Below are 22,123 nucleotides of genomic sequence, written 5' to 3' on the forward strand. Positions count from 1 at the left end.
ATACAGATTCAATAAAAAAGCCTGCATCTGCAGGCTTTTTTAGTTCAAATGATTTAAGACGCTTTCGATTGCTTGGATTTTAAAATCTCAGTACGGAAAGTTTGCGCCAGTTCAGCTGTGGTTGCGTCCATACCATTAAAGACAAAGGCATGACGGGTTAACACGTTGGTAGGGTTTGGCATGCTCACCAATTCAAAATGATCGGCAACGTCTTTGAGTAAGGTGTTTGGCACATGTAATGCACTTTCTTTTGCCACCAGATGTTGTGTAAGTCGTTCAGCAGCCTGACTTGAGCTGAGCTGCATTTCTTCAATTGCAGAGGAAATCGCACTACGCGTTTGCAAGACAAAACGCTTTTCTTCACGGTAGCGTTTGTAGAGCACCTCAGACAAGAGTTGGAATACAGAACTGATCATGGTTAAGCAGGCGAGGGCATTCGGCTTATCTGCACAAATACTGATGGTTGCGCCTTTCTCATCAAACTTATGTAAAGTCCAAATATCAGCACTATTTAATTTGTAATGTTGAATACATAGCTCAGTCGCTTTATTTAGGAAGATCTGACATAAATTAAAATAAGGTACAGAAACAGTTTTGTTGACCGAATCTAAGAGTTGCTTTGGATCGTAGTATTGAATATTTAAAGACAAACTTGGTGCATCGTTGACTTTCGCTTTATCGTCATGCGCTTTTGGTTTTTGCTGAGCTGCTTGTTGCACCTGAGCAATCATTAATGCTGCATTATGTTTTTCTTGTTCTAAAGCTTGGGTCAAGGTCTGAATTTCGAATTTCAGACGTGATTCATTGTTGATGCGCGCCAGATATTCACTGCGGCTTGGACGAGCAATCGCACGGTATGCCAACCACAATAAAACATGAATCAAGAATGAGAATAAAATAGCGACCCATTGAGTACGTAAGATTTCCCCAATACTTGGCTCAATCAGCGTGATTTCAATCAGACCGACTTTCTTTTCATTTTGCAGGGCATCGCGAACGAAAACGTCCCCTTCACGGGTTTTGGTTAAGCCGCCCGTTGCCAAGACTTGATTGTTCGCGTCTAAGATTCGAATAGAGGCCACGCTAGGGTTCGTCGCATATCGATTGGCCAAGAGTGCAAGTGAGACACGGTTAGCGGGTTCAAGTTCCGATAAGCTGTCTGTCACCAGTTGACTGGTGATGAGCTGACCCTGACTTGCACGGTTTTCATTAAGTTGGTGAGTCGTTGCTAATACCAATAAAAAGGTATGAAAAGCAAAACTTACTATCAGTAGGCTAGCAAATAGCCCTTGTCTAGGCGCATTCAACGTAAACTTCCAAGGCAATTCTATTCAAATTCGATTATGATTCTTACAATAGTTGTAGCTCAGACCCGAGTCAATTCATGCGAGAAATCATTCTTATATCATTCTTAGGACCTGACCAGCCTAATCAATTTACACGATTAATGCAGGTACTCTCCGCTCATTCCTTACAGATTCTAGATGTGGGACAAGCGGTTATCCATAACCAACTGACTTTAGGTATTGTTGTATCGTCTGATGACCAAACTGCAACAGCATTAGCCATGAAGGAAATCCTGATTCTAGCACATGATATCGGGTTAACAGTGCGCTTTAAACCAATCTCCGCAACTGTTTATGATCAATGGGTAAAAGAAGGCGGTCGTACACGTTATATCGTGACAGCTTTGGCACCTGAATTAACGGCATCGCACTTACAAGCTGTAACAAATATTGTTTCAAGTCAGGGCTTTAATATTGAAACAGTCACACGTCTTTCTGGTCGTCCTGAATTGGATGGTTCAAGCCAAGGCCCACGTCGTGCATGTGTTGAATTTGGACTCAAGGGTCAAATGCTCGATGCTGCGGCAATGCGTGCAGCATGTTTACGTCTATCGACTGAATTAAATGTCGATGTTGCGGTACAAGAAGACAATGCGTATCGCCGTAATCGCCGTTTAGTTTGCTTCGATATGGACTCAACCTTGATTGAGCAAGAAGTGATTGATGAACTTGCCATTGAGGCAGGGGTAGGCGATCAAGTTGCAGAGATTACAGAACGTGCCATGCAAGGCGAGCTTGATTTCCAAGCCAGCTTCCGTGCCCGTGTTGCGCTACTCAAAGGTATGGATGCTTCAGTGCTTCCTAAAATTGCTGAACGCCTCACCATTACTGAAGGTGCCGAACGTTTAATCTCAACATTAAAATCATTGGGTTATCGTACCGCCATTTTATCAGGTGGCTTCCAATACTTTGCTGAATATCTGCAAGCCAAATTAGGGATTGATGAAGTCCATGCCAATATCTTGGATGTTCAAGATGGCGTGGTCACAGGTGAAGTCAAAGGTCACATTGTTGATGGCGCGCGTAAAGCTCATCTTTTGACTCAAATTGCAGAAGAAATGGGTATTTCACTTGAGCAAGCCATTGCAGTTGGTGATGGTGCCAATGATTTACCAATGCTCTCTATTGCAGGTTTAGGTGTGGCATTCCGTGCGAAACCTTTGGTGCGTCAAAATGCTAATCAAGCGATTTCAAGTGTTGGCTTAGATGGTGTGTTATATCTATTGGGTGTACACGATAAAGACCTGAACCGTCAGGCATAAGCACCGATCACATCACAAACGCGTCCCTTGAGGCGCGTTTTTTATTGCAACACGCAGATTAAAATGAAACTGTGAATCGGTTATCAGGTCGTAAAAAAGCGATTAAGTTGAACGGAAAATAATTATTTTAGGTCAAAAAAACAGGGTATTTTTTTGTAATGACACGCCAAGTCTCATGTGGCAAATGTTCTAGAAAATCTCAAAAAATAAAAAATGTAATGACAAAATAATATCGCGACAGAATGTGTCGTGGCTATAGATAAGAGGACTTTTCTTCATGCAAAAACGCAGCATAATGCTTGCATAGAGATAGAAATCAACACATTCCATTTGAGTATTTACGACATTCAATAGGCAATGCGAACGACGAAAATCGTAGACATCATTGTGTATTGGACGGAGGGGATTTTATGTTAACAGCGAATTTAGCAACCTTAGTTGGCTTCGGTTTATTGGCTGTAGCTGTGTTTGCTGTGTTGTTATCGCCTTATCGCCGCTGGTTAAGCTATATGGTTGCAGGCATGTTGGTTTGGGGATTAATCGAGATGATTCGTTTCGGTACCCAAATCCTGTTTGAACTACCAATGACCTATAGTTATCTTGCTGCATTGACCACTGTGATGATGGTGGTGACTTTACTATTATTACGTGAAGACCGCCGTGCAGAACGTGCTTTGGCGAATCGCCACTGTATCGAACATACTCCAGTGTATGAAGATGATCAGCAGCAGTTACCAAGCCGATAAAATTTATAAAATAACAAGATAAAATGCACCTTCGGGTGCATTTTTCATTTGTAAAATATCATACAAAGACCATGCTCAGAGGGGCATGGTTTATGCTAGGATACCTGTCAATTTTCATACAATTACAATAGGCATAATTCATGAAACTGTCGTCAATTCCTGTCTTAAAACTTCCTTTGGTTGATGTCAGCACAGATCCGCTCGATTTATTGGTTGCAGGTCTTGCACTTCGCATGAAGCAATTGGCGCGTACCAGCCCAAAATTTGTAGAATTGGTGCATGAACGCCATTTCCGTATCCAAATTGGGACTGACTTGGGTGTTGCTCGTCAAATTATTGTAAATAATGGACAGATTGATACAGTTTCAGGTGCACCTGAACAAGCGGACTTTATTTTGCAATTTGCTGATAGTGAGCAAGGTGTAAAAACATTGTTAAAAGGCGATCCAACTGCATTTATGACAGGCATGCAAAATGGCTCAATTAAAATGGAAGGTGATTTTGGTCTATTGGTTTGGTTTAACCAAGTGGCGAAGATGATTCCACCAAAATTGCCAAAACCTGTGAAAGAAAAATTGAAAATTGCACGGGCATTTATTAAAGAAAAAACAGGTAAATAAAAAAATCTTTCATCTCACCTTATATTTCTCCCTATGGGAGAAAAACAAAGAGGGTGTCAATCACGATGAAAGATTTTGACCAATAAAAAAGCCCTCATTTGAGTAATGCCAGTCAGTTAAGCAAAAAAAGTTAAAATACTGTAAAAAGAGCGTATGTAAATACGCTCTTTTTTTATGAATTTATCTCAGAATTTAGATTTAACATTAAAACAAACCCTACCTTCACTTTCACAATTCAGTGAATTGATTGATTTAAACTGGATTGAAGATTGCTTAAACCAAACAGGTAAAGCATCAATTCGAAAAAGAAAACTGCCTGCTGAACATGTTGTTTGGCTGGTAATCGGACTTGCTCTATTTCGAAATCAACCGATTTGGTATGTGGTTCAACAATTGCAACTTGTTTTCGGTACGGCAGAATACTGTGTACCGAGTGCATCCGTACAAGCAAGACAGCGCTTAGGCTTAGAGCCCATGAGTGCTTTATTTTCGACATTAAGTCAGGCATGGTTTAAAGACTCACAACAACAATATAGCAACTTTCACGGTCTATGCGTTTGTGCTGTAGATGGTGTGGTTTGGTCTATGCCTCATACAGAAGAAAACTTTAAGCACTTTGGTTCATCCAAAGGCAAAACAGCAGCTACCCCTTACCCACAAGTCAGAGCGACTTGCCTGGTGAATACCAATACACATGAAATGATTGATGCCCAAATTGGCAGTATGGATCAAGGTGAATTAACCTTAGCCAGTCAATTAAAAGCACCAGTTCGCAGTATTACCCTATTTGATCGTGCTTACTTCTCTGCTGATTTTTTAGTGAGTTGGCAATCTCAGGCAGAAGAGAGTCATTGGTTGATGCGAGCAAAGGACAACCTGCGTTATGAAGTGATTCATCATAATGCGGCCCATGACTTTCAGATCAAAATGCCTGTTTCAGCAAGAGCAAAAAAGATAAATCCGTCATTGGGTGACTATTGGGAAGCACGTTTAATTGAAGTTGAATATGCAGGAAAAATAAGACGTTACATTACATCATTAACAGATTCTGAAGTTTATCCATTCAAAGACCTTGCAATGCTTTATATCCAGCGTTGGGAAATAGAAATGTGTTATCGGGAAATTAAAAGTGATTTACAGGATGCAAGAATTTTAAGAAGCAAACAACCTGATTTGGTCTATCAAGAATTGTGGGGGTATTTATTGCTTATAATATCTTAAGAAGACAGATGAGGTTTATCGCTGAACATGCAAAGGTGAGTCCTTTAAGGATCAGTTTCCATATTGCATCTATGAGTATTATCAATATCTTAAGGCACACACCTTTAGAATCAGCAGGAAATCTACCCAAACATTTAGCACAATTATTTGAACAATCTAAAATATTTGTATTACCTGAAAAAAGGCAAAGGCAATGTCCGCGAGTAGTGAAAATTAAAGCACAAAAATATCCAAGAAAATGCCAGTCAATTTCTTAACTGACTGGCATTACTCATTTGAGGGCTTTTTTATTGAATCACTCTACTTCTAAATTAAACGTCACTGGTCCATCATTGACCAAATGCACCTTCATATCTGCAGCGAAGATACCAGTCTGCACATTGTCGAATTGTGATTTAGCATACTCGACCAATTGTTCATAAAGTTCTTTTGCGGCACTCGGTGGCATCGCTGGACCAAAGTCAGGACGTAGCCCTTTTTGTGTTTGTGCCATGAGTGTGAACTGCGAAACAAGCAATAAACCGCCACCTGCTTGAGTGACATTCCAGCCCATTTTTCCATCTTGGTCATCGAAGCAACGATATTTTAAAATTTTATCGATCAGCTTTTTGCCTTTTTCCAAGTTATCTTCTTTACCTAAACCGAGAAAAACCAAAATACCGTGATCGATTTGACCTGTGATTTCACCATCGACCACCACTTTTGCTTCTAACACTCGTTGTAATAATGCACGCATTGAATTTGTTCACAGACTGAATTAAACCAAAGTCGATTGTAGCAAAACTCATTTTTAAATAGCGGACGAATAATTTTTGATAAATATATGAAATTAAATTGATTTCATTATAAAATCTAGTAAAACGATTGAAATAATAAAAATAAGCTGTTTTACCAATTTAAAACTTTCACGTAGTTTAGCACCTGCAGGAAAGGTATTAAATTGAGAGATTTAACAATGTTTAAGCGTTCTTTACTCGTTGCAATGCTTGCAGCAGTGACAGCAGGCACACAAGCGGCACCATTAACCAAAGACAATGGTGCACCCGTTGGCGATAACCAAAATTCGATTACCGCAGGTGAGCATGGCGGTACCTTATTACAAGACGTGCAGTTGGTACAAAAACTACAACGTTTTGGCCGTGAGCGTATTCCTGAGCGTGTGGTTCATGCGCGTGGTGTAGGTGCATATGGTGAGTTCGTTGCCACTAAAGATTTATCAGATCTTACATTGGCTTCTCTATTCAAAGCCGGTACAAAAACACCTGTATTCTTACGTTTCTCAACCGTAATTCATGGTAAAGGTTCACCAGAGACTTTACGTGACCCACATGGTTTTGCAGTTAAATTCTATACGCAAGAAGGTAACTGGGACTTAGTGGGTAACCAAACACCGGTGTTCTTCATTAAAGATGCGATCAAGTTCCCTGACTTTATCCATGCGATGAAACCAAGCCCAATTAACAACGTGCAAGATGCGAACCGCGTATTTGATTTCTTATCGAGCCAACCATGGGCAACCAATATGCTCACTTATGTATACGGTAAACAAGGTGTGCCAACCAGTTTCCGTGAGCAAGACGGTTTCGGCGTGCATGCGTACAAATTGTATAACGATAAAGGCGAATACAAATACGTGAAGTTTAACTTCCGCTCTAAGCAGGGTGTGAAAGGTCTGAACGTTAAAGAAGCAATGGAACAGCAAGGTAAAGATTTCAATCACTTGACCAATGATCTTTATAAAAACATTAATGCGGGTAACTTCCCGAAATGGGATTTATATATCCAAGTTTTAGATCCTAAAGATTTAGATAGCTTCGATTTCGATCCACTTGATCCTACTAAGATCTGGCCGACTGATTTAGTGCCAGAGAAAAAAGTGGGTACCTTGACATTGAATCGTATGCCGAAAAACTTCTTTAATGAAACTGAGCAATCAGCATTTGCACCAGGTAACTTGGTTCCAGGCATTGAACCTTCTGAAGACCGCTTACTTCAAGGTCGTATCTTCTCGTATTCAGATACACAAATGTACCGTTTAGGTGCGAATCATCAGCAAATTCCAGTGAACCGTCCAATTGTTGCGGTGAACAACAATAACCAAGATGGTTCAATGAATGTGAGCGAGCGTGATTCTGATGTGAACTACGAGCCAAGCCGTATTGAACCAAAACCTGCAACTGAAAAAGCACGCGCTGTACAAACACCATTGATGGGTACAGTTCAGCAAAAAGGCGTGAAAGAGCAAAACTTCAAACAAGCAGGTGAGCTATACCGTTCTTACACAGCAAAAGAGAAAGATGACTTGATCATGAACTTGGCTGCTGACCTTGGCAATGTGAAGGATTCAGAGACCAAACACATCATGTTGTCTTACTTCTATAAAGCTGACGCGGACTACGGTATGCGTATGACCAAAGCTGTTAACGGTAACTTGGCAACAGTAAAAGCCAAAGCGGCAATGCTTAAAGACTAATACTTAGTCTTAGGAATTGGTGACTAGGGTCTTGAAATCACCTCCGAAAAGTCCTGTAGAACTCTAAACCTTTCCTGCACCCTAGGGAGAGTTTTACAGGCATCCTGTTTTTTTTCTCATTTTCTGATACTCTGTGCGCCCTCCAGCGTATTTGTATCTCGATTTCTGTTGGAGCTCATCATGAACGTCCTGCCACGTATTGTTTTAGCCAGTTTTTTCGCTTTCAGTTCCGCATTCGCAAACGTAACGCTAGCGAAAGAAATCTCCCCCGCTAAAACCAGCGCAAGCGTTCAGGTGACCTCACAACAGGAATTGATCGATCTGTTTTTTGCAGCAGCTAAAACAGGCAATACTGAAGTCATTCAAGAATTCTTAAAATATGGCTTTCCAGTCGATGTTCGTAACAGTGATGGCTATACACCTTTGATGATGGCGACTTATTATGGTCATCAGCCAGTAATTACTTTGTTGTTAAAGCATGGTGCAGATCGTTGTCTACGTGATAAACGAGGCAATACGGCTTTAATGGGTGCTCTGTTTAAAATGGAATTTACCATTGCTAAACAGCTGCGCCAAATTGATTGTGATGCCAATGCAAAAGCCACAGGTCAAAAGACCACAGCTGAATTTGCCAAAGTCATTGGTCAAGACAAACAGCTGCAACAGATTATTCGCGAAGCTGAAAAGCAGGTCACGACCTCTAAAAAATAAATTGGGGCGAGAATTGAGAGAATATTTTTAATTTGCTTAAAAAGTAGCCATAACTTTGCTAAAGTAATCGCTAAGTTATCGTTTACAGATAGTTTCATCTTATAGATTAACGCGTTATCAATCGTTCACATAAATATCATTGTCAAAGCTGTATGTTAATTTTATTATCATTTAATGATAATAAAATTGATTGAGTAACATGATTATGGAAAATAAAACTGCGCGACTTACGGTGCTGATTGATCCCGTAAAAAAGCAAGCATTTGAAGACTTATGTGAGCGTCAAGATTTAAAGCCATCACAAGTGGTGCGTCAGCTGATTCGTGAATATTTACAGAAGCATAATGTCGATTATGCGACTAAGCCCAAAGTATCTGAGTCAGAATAAAGAAATTAAATAGTTCAAATCGAGCTATAAAAAAACTGCCATTTCGGCAGTTTTTTTATTTGAAATAACATTAAGAGAAATCGAGCTCTTTTTCGAATTTGCGTAGGTCATGACGTGCCATCGCAAGATTGGCTTTTTGACGGTCTAAAACCAAGTATAAAAATAAATCTGGATTACGGTCTAAAGGGCGGAGGATATGATACTGCTTAATCATAATATGTGCATATAGTTTAAATATAAATCTAATTAATTATAAAAATGATATTTATCAATAGATTGTGTCTAAACCACAGGAACATTGTTATATCTTTTATCGATGAGTGTGGATCCATAGCTATTAGACAGCTTAATTTTTGAAACAAAGAATCAACATTACAAACAATACAGAAACATAAGTTTTAATTTTATTTACATTGTAAATGTGACCTAGTTGGAGAATTTAGAAAATAAGTTTAGTGAGTGTGACTTCATCATTTAAATAAGTGCAGATTTAATTGATGGTGAAAAAATGTTGAAATAGCTTAGACTTTAGTCTAAAAACTCCCCTAAAATTTCAGTTAGCTGTATGTAAAACCTACAATATTCTGCATCTATTTGTGCTTTAATGCTGAGAAGCACAGCGATATTACCTATTAGTTATGGCGCCAATCATTCATTCATTGCTCGATACTGACCTGTATAAATTCACAATGTTGCAGGTGGTGTTGCACAAGTTTCCACAAACGCACAGTGTTTATCATTTCCGTTGTCGTAATCTCGAAGATACAGCTTATCCGCTGGTTGAGATTCTGGATGAATTGAATGAGCAGCTCGATTTACTTTGTACTTTAAAATTTAAAGAGGATGAGCTGCAATATTTACGCAGTCTTCGTTTTATCAAAAGTGACTTTGTCGATTATTTAGAACTCTTCCAATTAAAACGCCGTTTTATTAAAGCCTCAATAGATGAAGAAGGCCGTTTGGACATTTGGGTCGAAGGACCGATGGTTCAAGCGATGATGTTTGAAATCTTCGTTCTTGCAATTGTGAACGAGCTCTATTTCCGCCGCATTACAAGTGATGACGTGATTGCCGAAGGCGAGCGTCGTTTAAAAGCGAAAGTTGAATTATTAAAACGCTATGAAAAAGACCAAGACCCAAATGATCCGCCATTCTTGGTGTCTGACTTCGGTACACGCCGTCGTTATAGCTTTGCATGGCAAAAACATGTGGTTGAAGAACTGAATAAAGCTGCACCTCATGTATTCCGTGGTACCAGTAACGTCCTGCTTGCAAAGGATTTAGGCATTACACCAATTGGTACGATGGCGCATGAATTTCTGCAAGCCTTTCAAGCACTGGATGTGCGTCTGCGTAATTTCCAAAAATCTGCCTTAGAAACTTGGGTCCAAGAATACCGCGGTGACTTAGGAATTGCCTTGACCGACGTGGTGGGCATGGATGCGTTCTTAAATGACTTCGATTTATACTTTGCCAAACTCTTTGATGGCTTACGTCACGACAGTGGCGACCCCTATGAATGGGGTGATAAAGCCTACGCACACTATAAAAAGTTAAAAATAGACAGTAAGACCAAAATGCTGACCTTCAGCGATGGTCTAAACATCGAAAAAGCCTGGAATTTACACCAGTACTTTAAAGATCGTTTCCAAGTCAGTTTTGGTATTGGAACCAACTTGACCAATGATATGGGCCAAACAGCACTGAATATCGTGTTGAAACTAGTGGAATGTAATGGTCAATCCGTGGCTAAAATTTCTGATAGCCCAGGTAAAACCATGACAGATAACGATACGTTCTTGGCATATTTAAGACAGGTATTTGAGATCACCGAACCTGCTGAAGTTTAAAACCGATTATTTCAATTTAAAGCCGTCTCAATTAGAGGCGGCTTTTTTATGCATTATGATTTTTTTATCAACTTTATTATCTTAAAAAATGCTAAAGATCTCGATAAAAACAGCATAATCGAGAAAATGAGCTGTGCTAAGATCAAATGGATTTGAATGAAAATAGCTTAGAACACCATGACAGCTTTTAATTTTGGTCTGCTGATTGAAGCAGAAGATTTGGTACCGTATTTGGGAAATGACAAGCTTCGAATTGTCGATTTGAGCCGTGCATCTGTTTATGAACAGCTACATATTCCACATGCGATCCATGTTCAGCCAAAATTATTGGTACGCCAAGAAGAAAATGCGATGGGCCTGTTACCTGAGCAAGAGCAACTTGAAGAACTCATTCGTTACTTAAATATTTCTCCTGAGCATCATGTTGTTGCCTATGATGATGAAGGTGGTGCGTGGGCAGGGCGCTTACTTTGGAATTTGCATTGTCTTGGCTTTGAAAATACCAGTCTACTTAATGGTGGCATTCATGCATGGCTTGCAGCGGGCTTGCCCACATCGATGGAACAACAAAAAAGTGCAGCAGTAGATAACCTGGTTTCCGTGAATCTGGCAGCAAAAAATCAATTCCATATTGACTATGACGCATTGCGTGAACAGGTGGAACAAGGGCAGATTCAAGTCTGGGATTGCCGTACTGAAGATGAATATACCGGTCTGCGTTTAGCAGCGCGACGCGGCGGTCACATTCCTGGGGCACGTCATTTCGAGTGGAGTACTGCCCTTAACCGTCAAAATCATTTAAAATTACATCCACTACAGCGCACACAGCAGCGTTTGGAACAACTTGGTTTTGACTTAAAACAGCCTGTTGTGGTGTATTGCCAGTCGCATCACCGTTCAGGTTTGGCCTACATGTTAGGACGTCTATTGGGTTGGCAAATCCGAGCCTATGATGGTGCGTGGAGTGAGTGGGGCAACCGCCTCGATAGTCCAATCGCTACTGGGGAGTTGCAATCTTGAGCATCACATCGCGTTTAAAACAACAAATCTTTATTCAAGCTCAAAAAGTGGTGCCACAACACAAATTATCACGTGTCGTCGGTAAAGTCGCAGCCAGCGAAAACCCATTGATTAAAAATGCCGTGATTACTGCATTCAAAGCACAATATGGCATTGATATGTCGATTGCTGAACAGCAAAATGCCCTAAAATTTAAATCATTTAATGAATTCTTTACCCGTGCTTTAAAGCAAGGTGTACGTGCGGTAGATAGCAACCCAAGCAGTATTGTTTCACCTGCGGATGGCGCAATCTCTCAACTGGGTCAAATTGTTGAAGGTGATGTTTTCCAAGCCAAAGGCCAAAAATTTACCGTTGAAAATTTAATTGCCGATCCGCAATTGGCTGAACCGTTTAAAAATGGTCAGTTTGCTACAGTTTACTTATCACCGAAAGATTATCACCGTGTGCATATGCCGTTTGCAGGGACTTTGACCGAGACTCTGTATGTACCAGGTGAACTGTTTTCTGTGAATCAAACCACAGCCGAGAATATTCCAGGGTTGTTCGCTCGAAATGAACGTATGGTGTGTTTGTTCGATACTGAATTAGGGCGTATGGCAGTGGTCTTGGTGGGTGCCATGATCGTGGCGGGTATTGAAACGGTTGCAACTGGTAAAGTAAAACCATCAGGTCGTATTGAACTGAATCAGCACAATTTATTTTTGGAAAAAGGTGCAGAGCTCGGTCGTTTCTACTTGGGTTCAACTGCTGTGGTTTTATTTGAAGAAAATAAAATGCAATGGGATACAGAGTTTAAAGCCAATTCAACTGTCGTAATGGGCGAAGCGATGGGGCATATACTTTAATTGAAATCTTCCCCCTTTGTAAAAGGGGGATTGAGGGGGATTTATAAAAATACTGGAGTTAGGTGTTAAAATTTAAAGCTGATTTCCACAGATAATCCCTCCTAATAATCTTCTTTTAGGAAGAATTTAGGTGAAGGGACAAGACCTCTCCCTAACCCTCTCCTGAAAGGAGAGGGAATAATAGGCAGTAAAAAAGCACCATTCGGTGCTTTTTTATTTTCTGGACTTAGCGTTTTACAACGATTGAGTCGATCCCACTATGTTGTAAAGTTTGTTGTGCGATGACCGCAGCATCAGCTGAATCATAAGGACCTGAAATTACGCGGTACCAAACTTTGCCACCTTCAACACTTCGTACGACATCGGCAGAAAGACCATTCAAGATGATTTCAGCACGACGTGCATCGGCTTGATCTGGGTCATCATAGCTACGTACTTGCAGAATATAAGATTGTACAGGTGCAGCAGTATCGGCAGATTCTAAGCCAGGTTCAGTGGCTTCTTCAGCGTTATTTTTAGGTGCTTCAACAATGACAACAGCTTCCTGACTTTTAGTTTCAGGAACTGCCTGATCTGGAATAGGGGTAACTTGCTGCTGAGGGAGGAGATCATAAAAACGGTAGTCTTTATTGGTGTCTTCTTCTTCGTAATGCTCAGAACTCAGTTGATCCTTCGGTTTAACAGGTTCCCATGGTTTCCACAGCATCAATGCCATGAGAAAACTCAAAACGATCAAAATGACCACAAGTGTACCGAGCCACGTTGGAATTAAAGGCTTTTTCGGTTTATTCGGTCTTTCAGATACACCGCGCTGAGTCTTACCAAACACTAGGGACGTCCTCTTATCTTTATTCTCAGGATAGAAAAGGCATAACCAAAGTTATGCCTTGTTCTGTGTATCCTATGTGATCATGTGCTAAATGTCATCATTTTGCATACAGATCTCATGTGATTTTTATCGTTGATCTGTATTCAATACAGATCAACCTAGCGCTTTCAACAGCTGATGTGATCTACAAGGTGCTCACTTCGAGACAGCTCTCATCTTGCGAGCATACAAAGCAATTCTTTGTACTATTAACCTTCTTGAATCAATGTAAAAGCAGTGCTTTACATTGATTCAGGTGCAGACACACCAAGAAGCTCTAAACCATTGCGCAGTACTTGACGTACGTTTACAGATAACAATAAACGTGCTTGAGTGAGTTCAGCATCATCACCCAATACTTTGTTTTCGTTATACCAGCCATGGAACAGTGCAGCGAGTTCTTTTAAGTAGTTACCCACTTGGTGTGGTTCATAGCTGTTCGCAGCACGAGTCAGAATTTCTGGGTAAGCTGCAAGTTTTGCTAAGATTTCAGTTTCAGCATCAAGCTCAAGTTTAGATGCCAAGCTGCGTGCCGCAGTTGCATCGAAGTTCACATTGAGGCTCGCTGCTTTTTCTAACATACGGCAGATACGGGCATGTGCGTATTGGATGTAGTACACCGCATTGTCTTTACTTTGAGACACAGCAAGGTCTAAGTCAAAGTCAATGTGTTGTTCAGACTTACGCATCACGTAGTAGAAACGAGCAGCATCGTTACCAACTTCTTTACGAAGGTCACGTAAAGTTACGTACTGACCTGAACGAGATGACATTTGCACCATCTCACCGCCACGCCATAGGCTCACGAACTGAACGAGAAGAACTGTTAGTTTTTTAGAGTCATAGCCAAGCGCATCAATTGCAGCTTTCACACGTGCAATATAACCGTGGTGGTCTGAACCCCAGATATCAATGATGTCGGTATAACCACGTTGCAGTTTGTTTAAGTGATAGGCAATGTCTGACGCAAAGTAAGTGGTTTGACCATTACGACGTTTTACTACACGGTCTTTTTCATCACCGAATTCAGTCGATTTAAACCAGATGTTGCCGTCTTTTTCGTATAAGAAGCCACGTTGATCTAATGTTTGAAGCGCTTCATCAATCTTTTCAGTCAACGTTGCTTCACTGAACCAATTGTTGAAGGTTACACCAAACTCACCAAGGTCATCTTTAATATCATCCAAGATGGCATGTAAAGCAGCTTGATGGAACACGCGGTAGCCTGCGCCAAGTAGGTTTTGTGAGTTAAAGATCAAACCATCGATATGTTTTTCTTTATCGCCTGAAAGTACGACTTTATTGCCCTCAGCATCAAGCTCAGGTGCATATTGCACATCTTCAGGAACATCTTTATAGACATCTGCGACATCGCGTACATAAGCATCGCCATCTTTGTCGATGATGCTTTGCGCGATTTCTTTAACGTAGTCACCTTGGTAGGCATTTTTAGGGAAAACTAAAGTTTGACCCTTTAATTCTAAGTAACGTAAGTAAGTTGAAGTCGCCAAAATGTCCATTTGACGGCCAGCATCGTTGACATAGTATTCGCGATCCACTTTAGCACCAGTGGCTTCAAGAAGATTGGCAACCGTCATACCATACGCTGCACCACGACCATGACCCACGTGTAGACTTGAAGTTGGGTTTGCAGAGACAAACTCAACTTGAATACGTTTTTCAGCATTGGCTTGAGTGCGACCAAAGCTGTCTTTTTGCGCTTGAATTTGGTCAAGGATTGCAAAACGCTGATCGGCATTTAGGAAGAAGTTAATAAAGCCAGGACCTGCGATCTCAGCTTTGCTGATGTCTACCACTTCAGGCAATGCAGCTAAAATTTTCTCAGCTAAGTCACGTGGTTTCATCCCCGCAGCTTTAGAGGCAATCATCGCAATATTTGAAGCGAAGTCACCGTGCGATCGGTCTTTGGTACGCGTCAAATTACTGGTATTTTTCCAGTCAGATGGGAGGACACCTTCAGCTTGAAGGGATTGCACTGCATGTTCTAGAGCTGCTTGGATTGCCGTGTTCATAATCAGTCGAAAATAAATGTCGCGGAAAAACAGCAAATATAGCAAATTTCAGGCTCTTTAGGGGAAACCATTTGTATCGCTCGGAAAATATAGAGATAAAAAATTGAGAAAACAGGCCCCAATTTTGACGTGGGTGAAGATTATGATTTGTGTGAAATAGCTCTTATTTTATACAGAAAAGCGAAACATTGATCAGCAAAATCCTTTATAGTATTGCGCCTAATAAAGGCATTTAAGAGTAAGTTGTGGCAGCGTCAAAACGACCGACAATTATTGGTCATATTCCCAAATTACCCGGAAAATGGGCGCTTATTGTGATTCCATTTTTCTTATCAAGTCTGATGAGTGGCATTATCTCATTAATTAACATGCTACGTAATTTGGGTTGGTTCGATGGCTTTATTCAGCTATGGTTATATAACTGGATGATTTCTTGGGCGATTGCGTTTCCCATTGTGGTCACTTTACTGCCGTTTGTGCGCAAATTTGCTTCACTATTTGTTGATATGGCACCACCCAAATAAAACGAACTCGAAATTTACTTAAAGTAAATTTTCGACCACTGCACGAATCACTCCCAAAACTAAACCGATAAATGCGCCCACAACTACACCGTTGACGCGAATCATATGTAAGTCGCCACCGACTTCATTTTCAATCTTATCGATCATCTCCGTTGAATCCCATTCGTGAATACGCTCGCTGATAAAACGAATAACTTTTTCACTGTATTGGTCGCTGAGTTCAACTGCAATGCCACTTAGGCGATGGTTCAGTAGTTCACGTACAGAAGCATTGGAAACGATATTTTGTCCGACCTGTTGAATGGCGATACGAATATTTTCAGCGATGCCTGAATTGGCTTGTTCTAAGTCAGCTTTAATAGCATCACAAAGGATGACAACGGCACCACTGATAAAATTCAGCACTTGTGGGCTATCGAGTAGGGCGTTTTTACTTGAATTGAGCTTTTGACTCGCTTCACTATTCGGATCTGAGAGTTGCAGCATTAAAGTATTTGCTGCTTCTTCAATTTTAATCCGCCACGGATGATCTGCATCTGCCAGCATGGCTTCAACTCGCCCAATCACGGAATCGATACTGCGCTGCTGTACATCAATGCCAATCCAACTGGCACCTTTGGCGAGGCGCCACACACCCATTTCTTTAAATAAATTACGGGTAATCTCTTGGGTTTTTTCAGGGTGTGAAATCATCCACTCATGTGCGAGATCAAGCCCGCGTTGTAGCACGTCTTGATGGAAGTCATTTTCCAAAACCGCACGTAGCATTTCACTCGCCAAGTGATTAATTTGCGTATTTTTGACCCATTGCACGCTGTTGCTTTGAATAAAGCCCGAAATTTGTTCCTGTCCAACAAACTCAAAAATCTTGGGTACAGATTGCTGAATGGCTTGCGTGACCTGTGCATTATTTTTGGGATTGGCGAGCCATTTTCCTGCGGCAAGACTGAGATCCGTATTGGCAAGACTGCGTTGCACAATTTGAGGTGAAAGAAAATTTTCCTGTACAAAGCGCCCCATCGACTCAGCAATACGAGCTTTATTACGGGGAATAATTTCTGTGTGATCACGCAAAAACTTCGGAATGGGCATTTTGCCAAACGGATTACGGAATAACACCGTAATGGCATACCAATCTGCCAAACCGCCGACCACACCTGCTTCAGCGGATAGCATTAAAATATGAATCAGCCAAAGATATTCAGGAAAGATTTTTGCAGTGACCATCAGCGCCAGCCACGCCACAACTGCGCTTACCAAGGCGATGGTGGCAAATCGTTTACTGCGTTGTAAGCTCGGAGCGATGGTCTGATTTTGCATAAATATCCTGTTGTTATTGTGATGTCATAGGTGGTTGCAATACTTCACCACGTGGACCTACACCATATTTTTGACCTAATGATTGCAAGATTAAACGGGCATCAAAAGCATCATCAGGTTGTTTTTTTTCTTTAAAACATTGAATGGTATAAGAAACTTGAGCAGGTTCCAAGGTTACTGTGTACGGCGCTTCATAAAAAGGATTTGACCAATAATAAGGTGATCTTCGGTACATACCATATGGCGGGAAATTGTTTTGTGGATAGACAATTGCTTGTCGCGCAGGTTTTTGCGCTTGATTGCTTGGATCATCTATCACTTTAAAAAATTGGAATCCATTTTGTACGGTAATTTGCGCTGACTTTAATAATGCAATTTCTTCGGCAGTGCCCAGGCTCATATTTGGTCGTGCTGTAAAACTGACCCGATAACTGTTTTGATTCAGGGGTGTTGCAGTAAATTGACCAAGTTGATCAAAAGTTAAGGGTTTTGTTGGCGTAGAAGCACATCCTGACAAACCGATTAGGGCTGCAGTGCAAAGCCCTAGCATCACTTTTTTCATCTGATGTCTCCTTTAAATGATAAATCTCATGGCATTAAATTTGTTAAAAACTACTGTTGGGTTGTTTGAGAAACTCAATTTCATCAGGTGTGGACTCGCGTCCTAAAATAGCATTACGGTGTGGGTAACGACCAAAGCGATCAATAATCACCTTATGCTTTTTCTCAAACTCTAAATTGGTTTCATTGCCCAATCGTTGAAATAGTTTTAACGCGAACTCATGAATGAGTTTGGACTCACTATGCATAAAGGGCATATATAAAAATGAGCGTTGCTCAGGACTGAGTTGCTGATCGAGCTTTAAACTAATTGCTTCTTGTGCCAAAGCTAAAGCCAGTCCATCTTGTGCAAAGGCTTGAGCGGTATCTCGATAGATATTTCTTGAAAATTGATCAAGCACGATGATCTCAGCCAAGCGTCCTTCAGCGCTTTTACGCCATGACCATAACTCGGCTTGTGCTGCTTGAGCCAAGACTTGACCAAATTGTGATGTAAGTTTTTGGTCGAATTCTATGCTCTTGGCAAACCAATGAGGTTCAGTTTCAGTGCTAAACCAAAATTTTAAAATATCTTCATAATTCATAATGGTTACAACTTGTTAGCATTTATTTGTTAATAAAATCACAAATTTCACATGTCTTATAGAGAAAGATTGTGTTAAAAATTTGCCAAATTAAAAGTCGATGATTTGCTTGAAATCTAGACAGCGTGTCATGTCTGACTGCGAAATCAAGTTATACTCATATAAACTGATGATTTTATTTTAATAGTGTATCCCATTAAGCGAGATTGTAATGAGTCAACTGGAATCGACCACTCAAGATGTATTGCCAAATTGGGTAGATTCGTCGCTCCTGAAAGGAATGCTGCGCGGTATTGAACGAGAAAGCCTGCGTATGCAAAGCAACGGTTTTCTATCGCAATCGCAACATCCTAAAAGTTTAGGTTCTGCACTGACTCATCCACATATCACGACGGACTATTCTGAAGCGTTGATGGAGTTTATTACTCCGCCAAAAGACAGCATTAAAAAAGCACTCGATTACTTAATGGATATCCATGCTGTTGCCAATCAGCATCTAGAAAATGACGAAAAACTTTGGCCTATGTCGATGCCATGTATGCTCGATAGCAGTGATGATCGTATTCCATTGGCACAATATGGCACATCCAATATCGGTCTATTTAAGACCTTATATCGTCGTGGTTTAGGGGTTCGTTATGGTCGCCGTATGCAGACCATTTCAGGGGTACATTATAATTTATCGTTCCCAGATGAACTCTTTGAAGCGCTGCAAGCTCAAGAACAAGATAAAAAATTAAAAGCACTGAGCCTGCAAGATTATCGTAGCGAACGCTATATGGGCTTAATTCGAAACTTTATTCGTTTAACGCCATTGGTGATGTTCTTGATCGGAGCGAGTCCTGCAGTATGCCAATGCTTTATGGTTGGTCGTGACCATCATCTACTACCATTGGTGAAAGGCACGCTTTATTCGCCGTATGCGACTGCACTGCGTATGGGACGTTTTGGTTATCAAAACTCAGCGCAAAAACAATTGGGCATTCATTACAACAATCTGAAAGATTATTTAAAAGGTTTGCAAAAAGCGGTGAAAACCTCTTATAAACCATTTAAACATTTAGGTCTAAAAGATCAAAACGGTGAGCCGATTCAGATTAATGACCACGTACTGCAGATTGAAAATGAGTACTACAGTCTAGTACGTCCAAAACAAGTGCCGCAGGCAGGGGAAACACCATCTCAAGCGCTTGCAAATCGCGGTATCGGTTATGTTGAGCTTCGTGCGGTAGACGTGAACCCATATAGCCCGATTGGGATTAATGAAGACACGGCGGGTTTCTTAGAAATCGTGGCGCTGTATTGTTTATTGCAAGACAGTCCTGCATTACTCAGTGATGAGCAAGATGTGATTGAGCAAAACCAAGCGGAAGTCGTCAACCGTGGTCGCGCACCTAATGTTGAAATGATTGAAAATGGTCAGTCTTATCCAATTGAAGATTGGTGTGCCATGTATTTAAAACGTATGCAGCCTTTAGCTAAACTTTTGGATGCGACATACGAGACAGACCTCTATGCAAATGCATTAAATACCATGCAAACCCGCGTAGATGAAGTGGATGCCACTTTGTCAGCCTTAATGGTGGGTGATACACGTGAACATGGTGGTATGTGGCATTTTGGACAAATGTTGGCACAACAACATACTGCAGTATATGCTCAGCATCAGTTGAGTGCTGAAACAGCCGCGTATTTCAAACAGGCTGCTAAAGCATCTATTCAACAGCAACAACAACTTGAGCAAGATCAAAGCATCAGTTTTGAAGAATACTTAGCTCAATTCCAATAAAAAAATATTTGAGGATTTCGCATGCGAGCAGGCTATCGCTTTGTCAGTGCTGCACTATTTTTAGCGTCTGTGCTTGGAATGGCATTCGCTTTGTTTTTAGAACATGTGCAAGGTTTAGAGCCTTGCCCATTGTGTATTTTTCAGCGTATTGGATTGATTGGTTTAGGCATTATTTCCTTAGTGGCATTGCTGCATCATCCAAAATCCAATATCGGCAAACGTATTTATGCATTGCTCGCAAGTTTAAGTATTCTATGGTCAGCAGGTGTGGCTGCACGTCATGTTTGGCTGCAAAACTTACCACCGGATAAAGTACCAAGCTGTGGTCCTGGTCTGGAATACTGGGTGGAAACCTTGCCGATGAAAGCTGTGTTTGAGCAAGTGCTGACCGGTTCAGGCGAATGTGCAAAAGTGGATTGGACCTTCCTGGGGCAGTCGCTACCTGTATGGTCGTTGATCTTCTTTAGCATTTTATTCATTGTGTGCTTATGGCAGCTATTCCGCCGTTATGAAGATGCGCCGGTTCAGCGTCTTCGAGACAAATACTGATACAAAAAAAGCCCTCATATGAGTAATGCCAGTCAGTTAAGCAAAAAAAGTTAAAATACTGTAAAAAGAGCGTATGTAAATACGCTCTTTTTTTATGAATTTATCTCAGAATTTAGATTTAACATTAAAACAAACCCTACCTTCACTTTCACAATTCAGTGAATTGATTGATTTAAACTGGATTGAAGATTGCTTAAACCAAACAGGTAAAGCATCAATTCGAAAAAGAAAACTGCCTGCTGAACATGTTGTTTGGCTGGTAATCGGACTTGCTCTATTTCGAAATCAACCGATTTGGTATGTGGTTCAACAATTGCAACTTGTTTTCGGTACGGCAGAATACTGTGTACCGAGTGCATCCGTACAAGCAAGACAGCGCTTAGGCTTAGAGCCCATGAGTGCTTTATTTTCGACATTAAGTCAGGCATGGTTTAAAGACTCACAACAACAATATAGCAACTTTCACGGTCTATGCGTTTGTGCTGTAGATGGTGTGGTTTGGTCTATGCCTCATACAGAAGAAAACTTTAAGCACTTTGGTTCATCCAAAGGCAAAACAGCAGCTACCCCTTACCCACAAGTCAGAGCGACTTGCCTGGTGAATACCAATACACATGAAATGATTGATGCCCAAATTGGCAGTATGGATCAAGGTGAATTAACCTTAGCCAGTCAATTAAAAGCACCAGTTCGCAGTATTACCCTATTTGATCGTGCTTACTTCTCTGCTGATTTTTTAGTGAGTTGGCAATCTCAGGCAGAAGAGAGTCATTGGTTGATGCGAGCAAAGGACAACCTGCGTTATGAAGTGATTCATCATAATGCGGCCCATGACTTTCAGATCAAAATGCCTGTTTCAGCAAGAGCAAAAAAGATAAATCCGTCATTGGGTGACTATTGGGAAGCACGTTTAATTGAAGTTGAATATGCAGGAAAAATAAGACGTTACATTACATCATTAACAGATTCTGAAGTTTATCCATTCAAAGACCTTGCAATGCTTTATATCCAGCGTTGGGAAATAGAAATGTGTTATCGGGAAATTAAAAGTGATTTACAGGATGCAAGAATTTTAAGAAGCAAACAACCTGATTTGGTCTATCAAGAATTGTGGGGGGTATTTATTGCTTATAATATCTTAAGAAGACAGATGAGGTTTATCGCTGAACATGCAAAGGTGAGTCCTTTAAGGATCAGTTTCCATATTGCATCTATGAGTATTATCAATATCTTAAGGCACACACCTTTAGAATCAGCAGGAAATCTACCCAAACATTTAGCACAATTATTTGAACAATCTAAAATATTTGTATTACCTGAAAAAAGGCAAAGGCAATGTCCGCGAGTAGTGAAAATTAAAGCACAAAAATATCCAAGAAAATGCCAGTCAATTTCTTAACTGACTGGCAT

The 22,123-nt window shown here is 40.7% G+C and carries 20 protein-coding genes and 2 pseudogenes; 14 read left to right on the plus strand and 8 right to left on the minus strand.

Annotated elements, in window-relative coordinates; all coding sequences use genetic code 11:
- Window positions 1–53: 53 nt before the first annotated feature.
- A complete protein-coding gene (locus A3K93_RS13035; RefSeq protein ID WP_067731593.1) occupies window positions 54–1,307 on the minus strand; it encodes a hypothetical protein in 1,254 nt (417 codons plus the stop codon).
- Between the two features lie 77 nt (window positions 1,308–1,384).
- Between A3K93_RS13035 and serB the strand changes: the two genes are divergently transcribed.
- The 4 genes and pseudogenes from serB (at window position 1,385) to A3K93_RS13055 (ending at window position 5,452) form a co-directional block, all read left to right on the plus strand.
- Entirely contained in the window at window positions 1,385–2,608 is a 1,224-nt protein-coding gene (gene serB, locus A3K93_RS13040) for a phosphoserine phosphatase SerB (protein WP_067731594.1), read from the plus strand.
- Window positions 2,609–3,018: 410 nt separating this feature from the next.
- Entirely contained in the window at window positions 3,019–3,354 is a 336-nt protein-coding gene (gene aciT, locus A3K93_RS13045; RefSeq protein ID WP_067731595.1) for an AciT family ciprofloxacin tolerance protein, read from the plus strand.
- Window positions 3,355–3,494: 140 nt separating this feature from the next.
- Entirely contained in the window at window positions 3,495–3,974 is a 480-nt protein-coding gene (locus tag A3K93_RS13050; RefSeq protein ID WP_067731596.1) for an SCP-2 sterol transfer family protein, read from the plus strand.
- A gap of 174 nt (window positions 3,975–4,148) precedes the next feature.
- Window positions 4,149–5,452 (plus strand): annotated as a pseudogene (locus tag A3K93_RS13055) (IS4 family transposase).
- Window positions 5,453–5,490: 38 nt separating this feature from the next.
- On the opposite strand, the gene dtd reads toward A3K93_RS13055, so the two are convergent.
- Window positions 5,491–5,931, minus strand: a complete 441-nt coding sequence (gene dtd / locus A3K93_RS13060; RefSeq protein WP_067731597.1) for a D-aminoacyl-tRNA deacylase — start codon at window positions 5,929–5,931, stop codon at window positions 5,491–5,493.
- A gap of 219 nt (window positions 5,932–6,150) precedes the next feature.
- Here dtd and A3K93_RS13065 point away from each other — a divergent pair, with 219 nt between their 5' ends.
- The 3 genes from A3K93_RS13065 (at window position 6,151) to A3K93_RS13075 (ending at window position 8,767) form a co-directional block, all read left to right on the plus strand.
- Window positions 6,151–7,668 carry a catalase gene (locus tag A3K93_RS13065; RefSeq protein ID WP_067731598.1) on the plus strand — a complete coding sequence of 506 codons (1,518 nt, stop codon included), beginning with the start codon at window positions 6,151–6,153 and terminating at the stop codon, window positions 7,666–7,668.
- A gap of 180 nt (window positions 7,669–7,848) precedes the next feature.
- Window positions 7,849–8,379 (plus strand): ankyrin repeat domain-containing protein, encoded by a 531-nt coding sequence (locus A3K93_RS13070; RefSeq protein ID WP_067731599.1) that lies wholly within the window; start codon window positions 7,849–7,851, stop codon window positions 8,377–8,379.
- Between the two features lie 205 nt (window positions 8,380–8,584).
- The gene (locus A3K93_RS13075) at window positions 8,585–8,767 is read left to right on the plus strand and encodes a CopG family transcriptional regulator (RefSeq protein ID WP_067731757.1); all 183 of its coding nucleotides are present in this window, start codon (window positions 8,585–8,587) and stop codon (window positions 8,765–8,767) included.
- Between the two features lie 70 nt (window positions 8,768–8,837).
- Here the strand turns inward: A3K93_RS13075 and A3K93_RS14930 are convergent.
- Window positions 8,838–8,975, minus strand: a pseudogene (locus A3K93_RS14930) (roadblock/LC7 domain-containing protein); the annotation flags it as partial.
- A gap of 430 nt (window positions 8,976–9,405) precedes the next feature.
- Between A3K93_RS14930 and pncB the strand changes: the two are divergent.
- The 3 genes from pncB (at window position 9,406) to asd (ending at window position 12,485) form a co-directional block, all read left to right on the plus strand.
- On the plus strand, window positions 9,406–10,617 hold the full coding sequence (gene pncB / locus A3K93_RS13080) for a nicotinate phosphoribosyltransferase (RefSeq protein ID WP_067731600.1): 1,212 nt from the start codon (window positions 9,406–9,408) through the stop codon (window positions 10,615–10,617).
- Between the two features lie 177 nt (window positions 10,618–10,794).
- A complete protein-coding gene (locus tag A3K93_RS13085) occupies window positions 10,795–11,637 on the plus strand; it encodes a sulfurtransferase (RefSeq protein ID WP_067731601.1) in 843 nt (280 codons plus the stop codon).
- A complete protein-coding gene (gene asd, locus A3K93_RS13090; protein WP_067731602.1) occupies window positions 11,634–12,485 on the plus strand; it encodes an archaetidylserine decarboxylase in 852 nt (283 codons plus the stop codon). Before A3K93_RS13085 ends, asd begins: the two co-directional genes overlap by 4 nt.
- A gap of 226 nt (window positions 12,486–12,711) precedes the next feature.
- Here asd and A3K93_RS13095 read toward each other — a convergent pair whose 3' ends face one another.
- Together A3K93_RS13095 and argS are read right to left on the minus strand one after the other, a co-directional pair.
- Window positions 12,712–13,314 carry an SPOR domain-containing protein gene (locus tag A3K93_RS13095; protein WP_067731603.1) on the minus strand — a complete coding sequence of 201 codons (603 nt, stop codon included), beginning with the start codon at window positions 13,312–13,314 and terminating at the stop codon, window positions 12,712–12,714.
- A gap of 281 nt (window positions 13,315–13,595) precedes the next feature.
- Window positions 13,596–15,386, minus strand: a complete 1,791-nt coding sequence (argS, locus tag A3K93_RS13100) for an arginine--tRNA ligase (RefSeq protein WP_067731604.1) — start codon at window positions 15,384–15,386, stop codon at window positions 13,596–13,598.
- A gap of 245 nt (window positions 15,387–15,631) precedes the next feature.
- Between argS and A3K93_RS13105 the strand changes: the two genes are divergently transcribed.
- Window positions 15,632–15,910, plus strand: a complete 279-nt coding sequence (locus tag A3K93_RS13105; RefSeq protein ID WP_067731605.1) for a DUF2798 domain-containing protein — start codon at window positions 15,632–15,634, stop codon at window positions 15,908–15,910.
- Window positions 15,911–15,928: 18 nt separating this feature from the next.
- Here A3K93_RS13105 and A3K93_RS13110 read toward each other — a convergent pair whose 3' ends face one another.
- From A3K93_RS13110 to A3K93_RS13120, 3 genes are read right to left on the minus strand one after another with little or no spacing between them, the layout of a single operon-like run.
- Window positions 15,929–17,230: a DUF445 domain-containing protein gene (locus A3K93_RS13110; RefSeq protein WP_067731606.1), complete on the minus strand. Its 1,302-nt coding sequence runs from the start codon at window positions 17,228–17,230 to the stop codon at window positions 15,929–15,931.
- Between the two features lie 13 nt (window positions 17,231–17,243).
- A complete protein-coding gene (locus A3K93_RS13115; protein ID WP_067731607.1) occupies window positions 17,244–17,792 on the minus strand; it encodes a CC0125/CC1285 family lipoprotein in 549 nt (182 codons plus the stop codon).
- Window positions 17,793–17,835: 43 nt separating this feature from the next.
- The gene (locus A3K93_RS13120; protein WP_067731608.1) at window positions 17,836–18,375 is read right to left on the minus strand and encodes a DUF924 family protein; all 540 of its coding nucleotides are present in this window, start codon (window positions 18,373–18,375) and stop codon (window positions 17,836–17,838) included.
- A gap of 211 nt (window positions 18,376–18,586) precedes the next feature.
- Here A3K93_RS13120 and gshA point away from each other — a divergent pair, with 211 nt between their 5' ends.
- The 3 genes from gshA to A3K93_RS13135 all read left to right on the plus strand — a co-directional run bounded on the left by gshA (window position 18,587) and on the right by A3K93_RS13135 (window position 22,112).
- On the plus strand, window positions 18,587–20,164 hold the full coding sequence (gene gshA / locus A3K93_RS13125) for a glutamate--cysteine ligase (RefSeq protein ID WP_067731609.1): 1,578 nt from the start codon (window positions 18,587–18,589) through the stop codon (window positions 20,162–20,164).
- Between the two features lie 21 nt (window positions 20,165–20,185).
- Window positions 20,186–20,713, plus strand: coding sequence for a disulfide bond formation protein B (locus A3K93_RS13130; RefSeq protein WP_067731610.1), 528 nt, complete (start codon window positions 20,186–20,188; stop codon window positions 20,711–20,713).
- A gap of 94 nt (window positions 20,714–20,807) precedes the next feature.
- Window positions 20,808–22,112 carry an IS4 family transposase gene (locus tag A3K93_RS13135; RefSeq protein ID WP_067728078.1) on the plus strand — a complete coding sequence of 435 codons (1,305 nt, stop codon included), beginning with the start codon at window positions 20,808–20,810 and terminating at the stop codon, window positions 22,110–22,112.
- The last annotated feature ends 11 nt before the right edge of the window (window positions 22,113–22,123 follow it).

Origin of the sequence: Acinetobacter sp. NCu2D-2 (genome assembly GCF_001647675.1) — a bacterium.
Lineage (GTDB): Bacteria > Pseudomonadota > Gammaproteobacteria > Pseudomonadales > Moraxellaceae > Acinetobacter.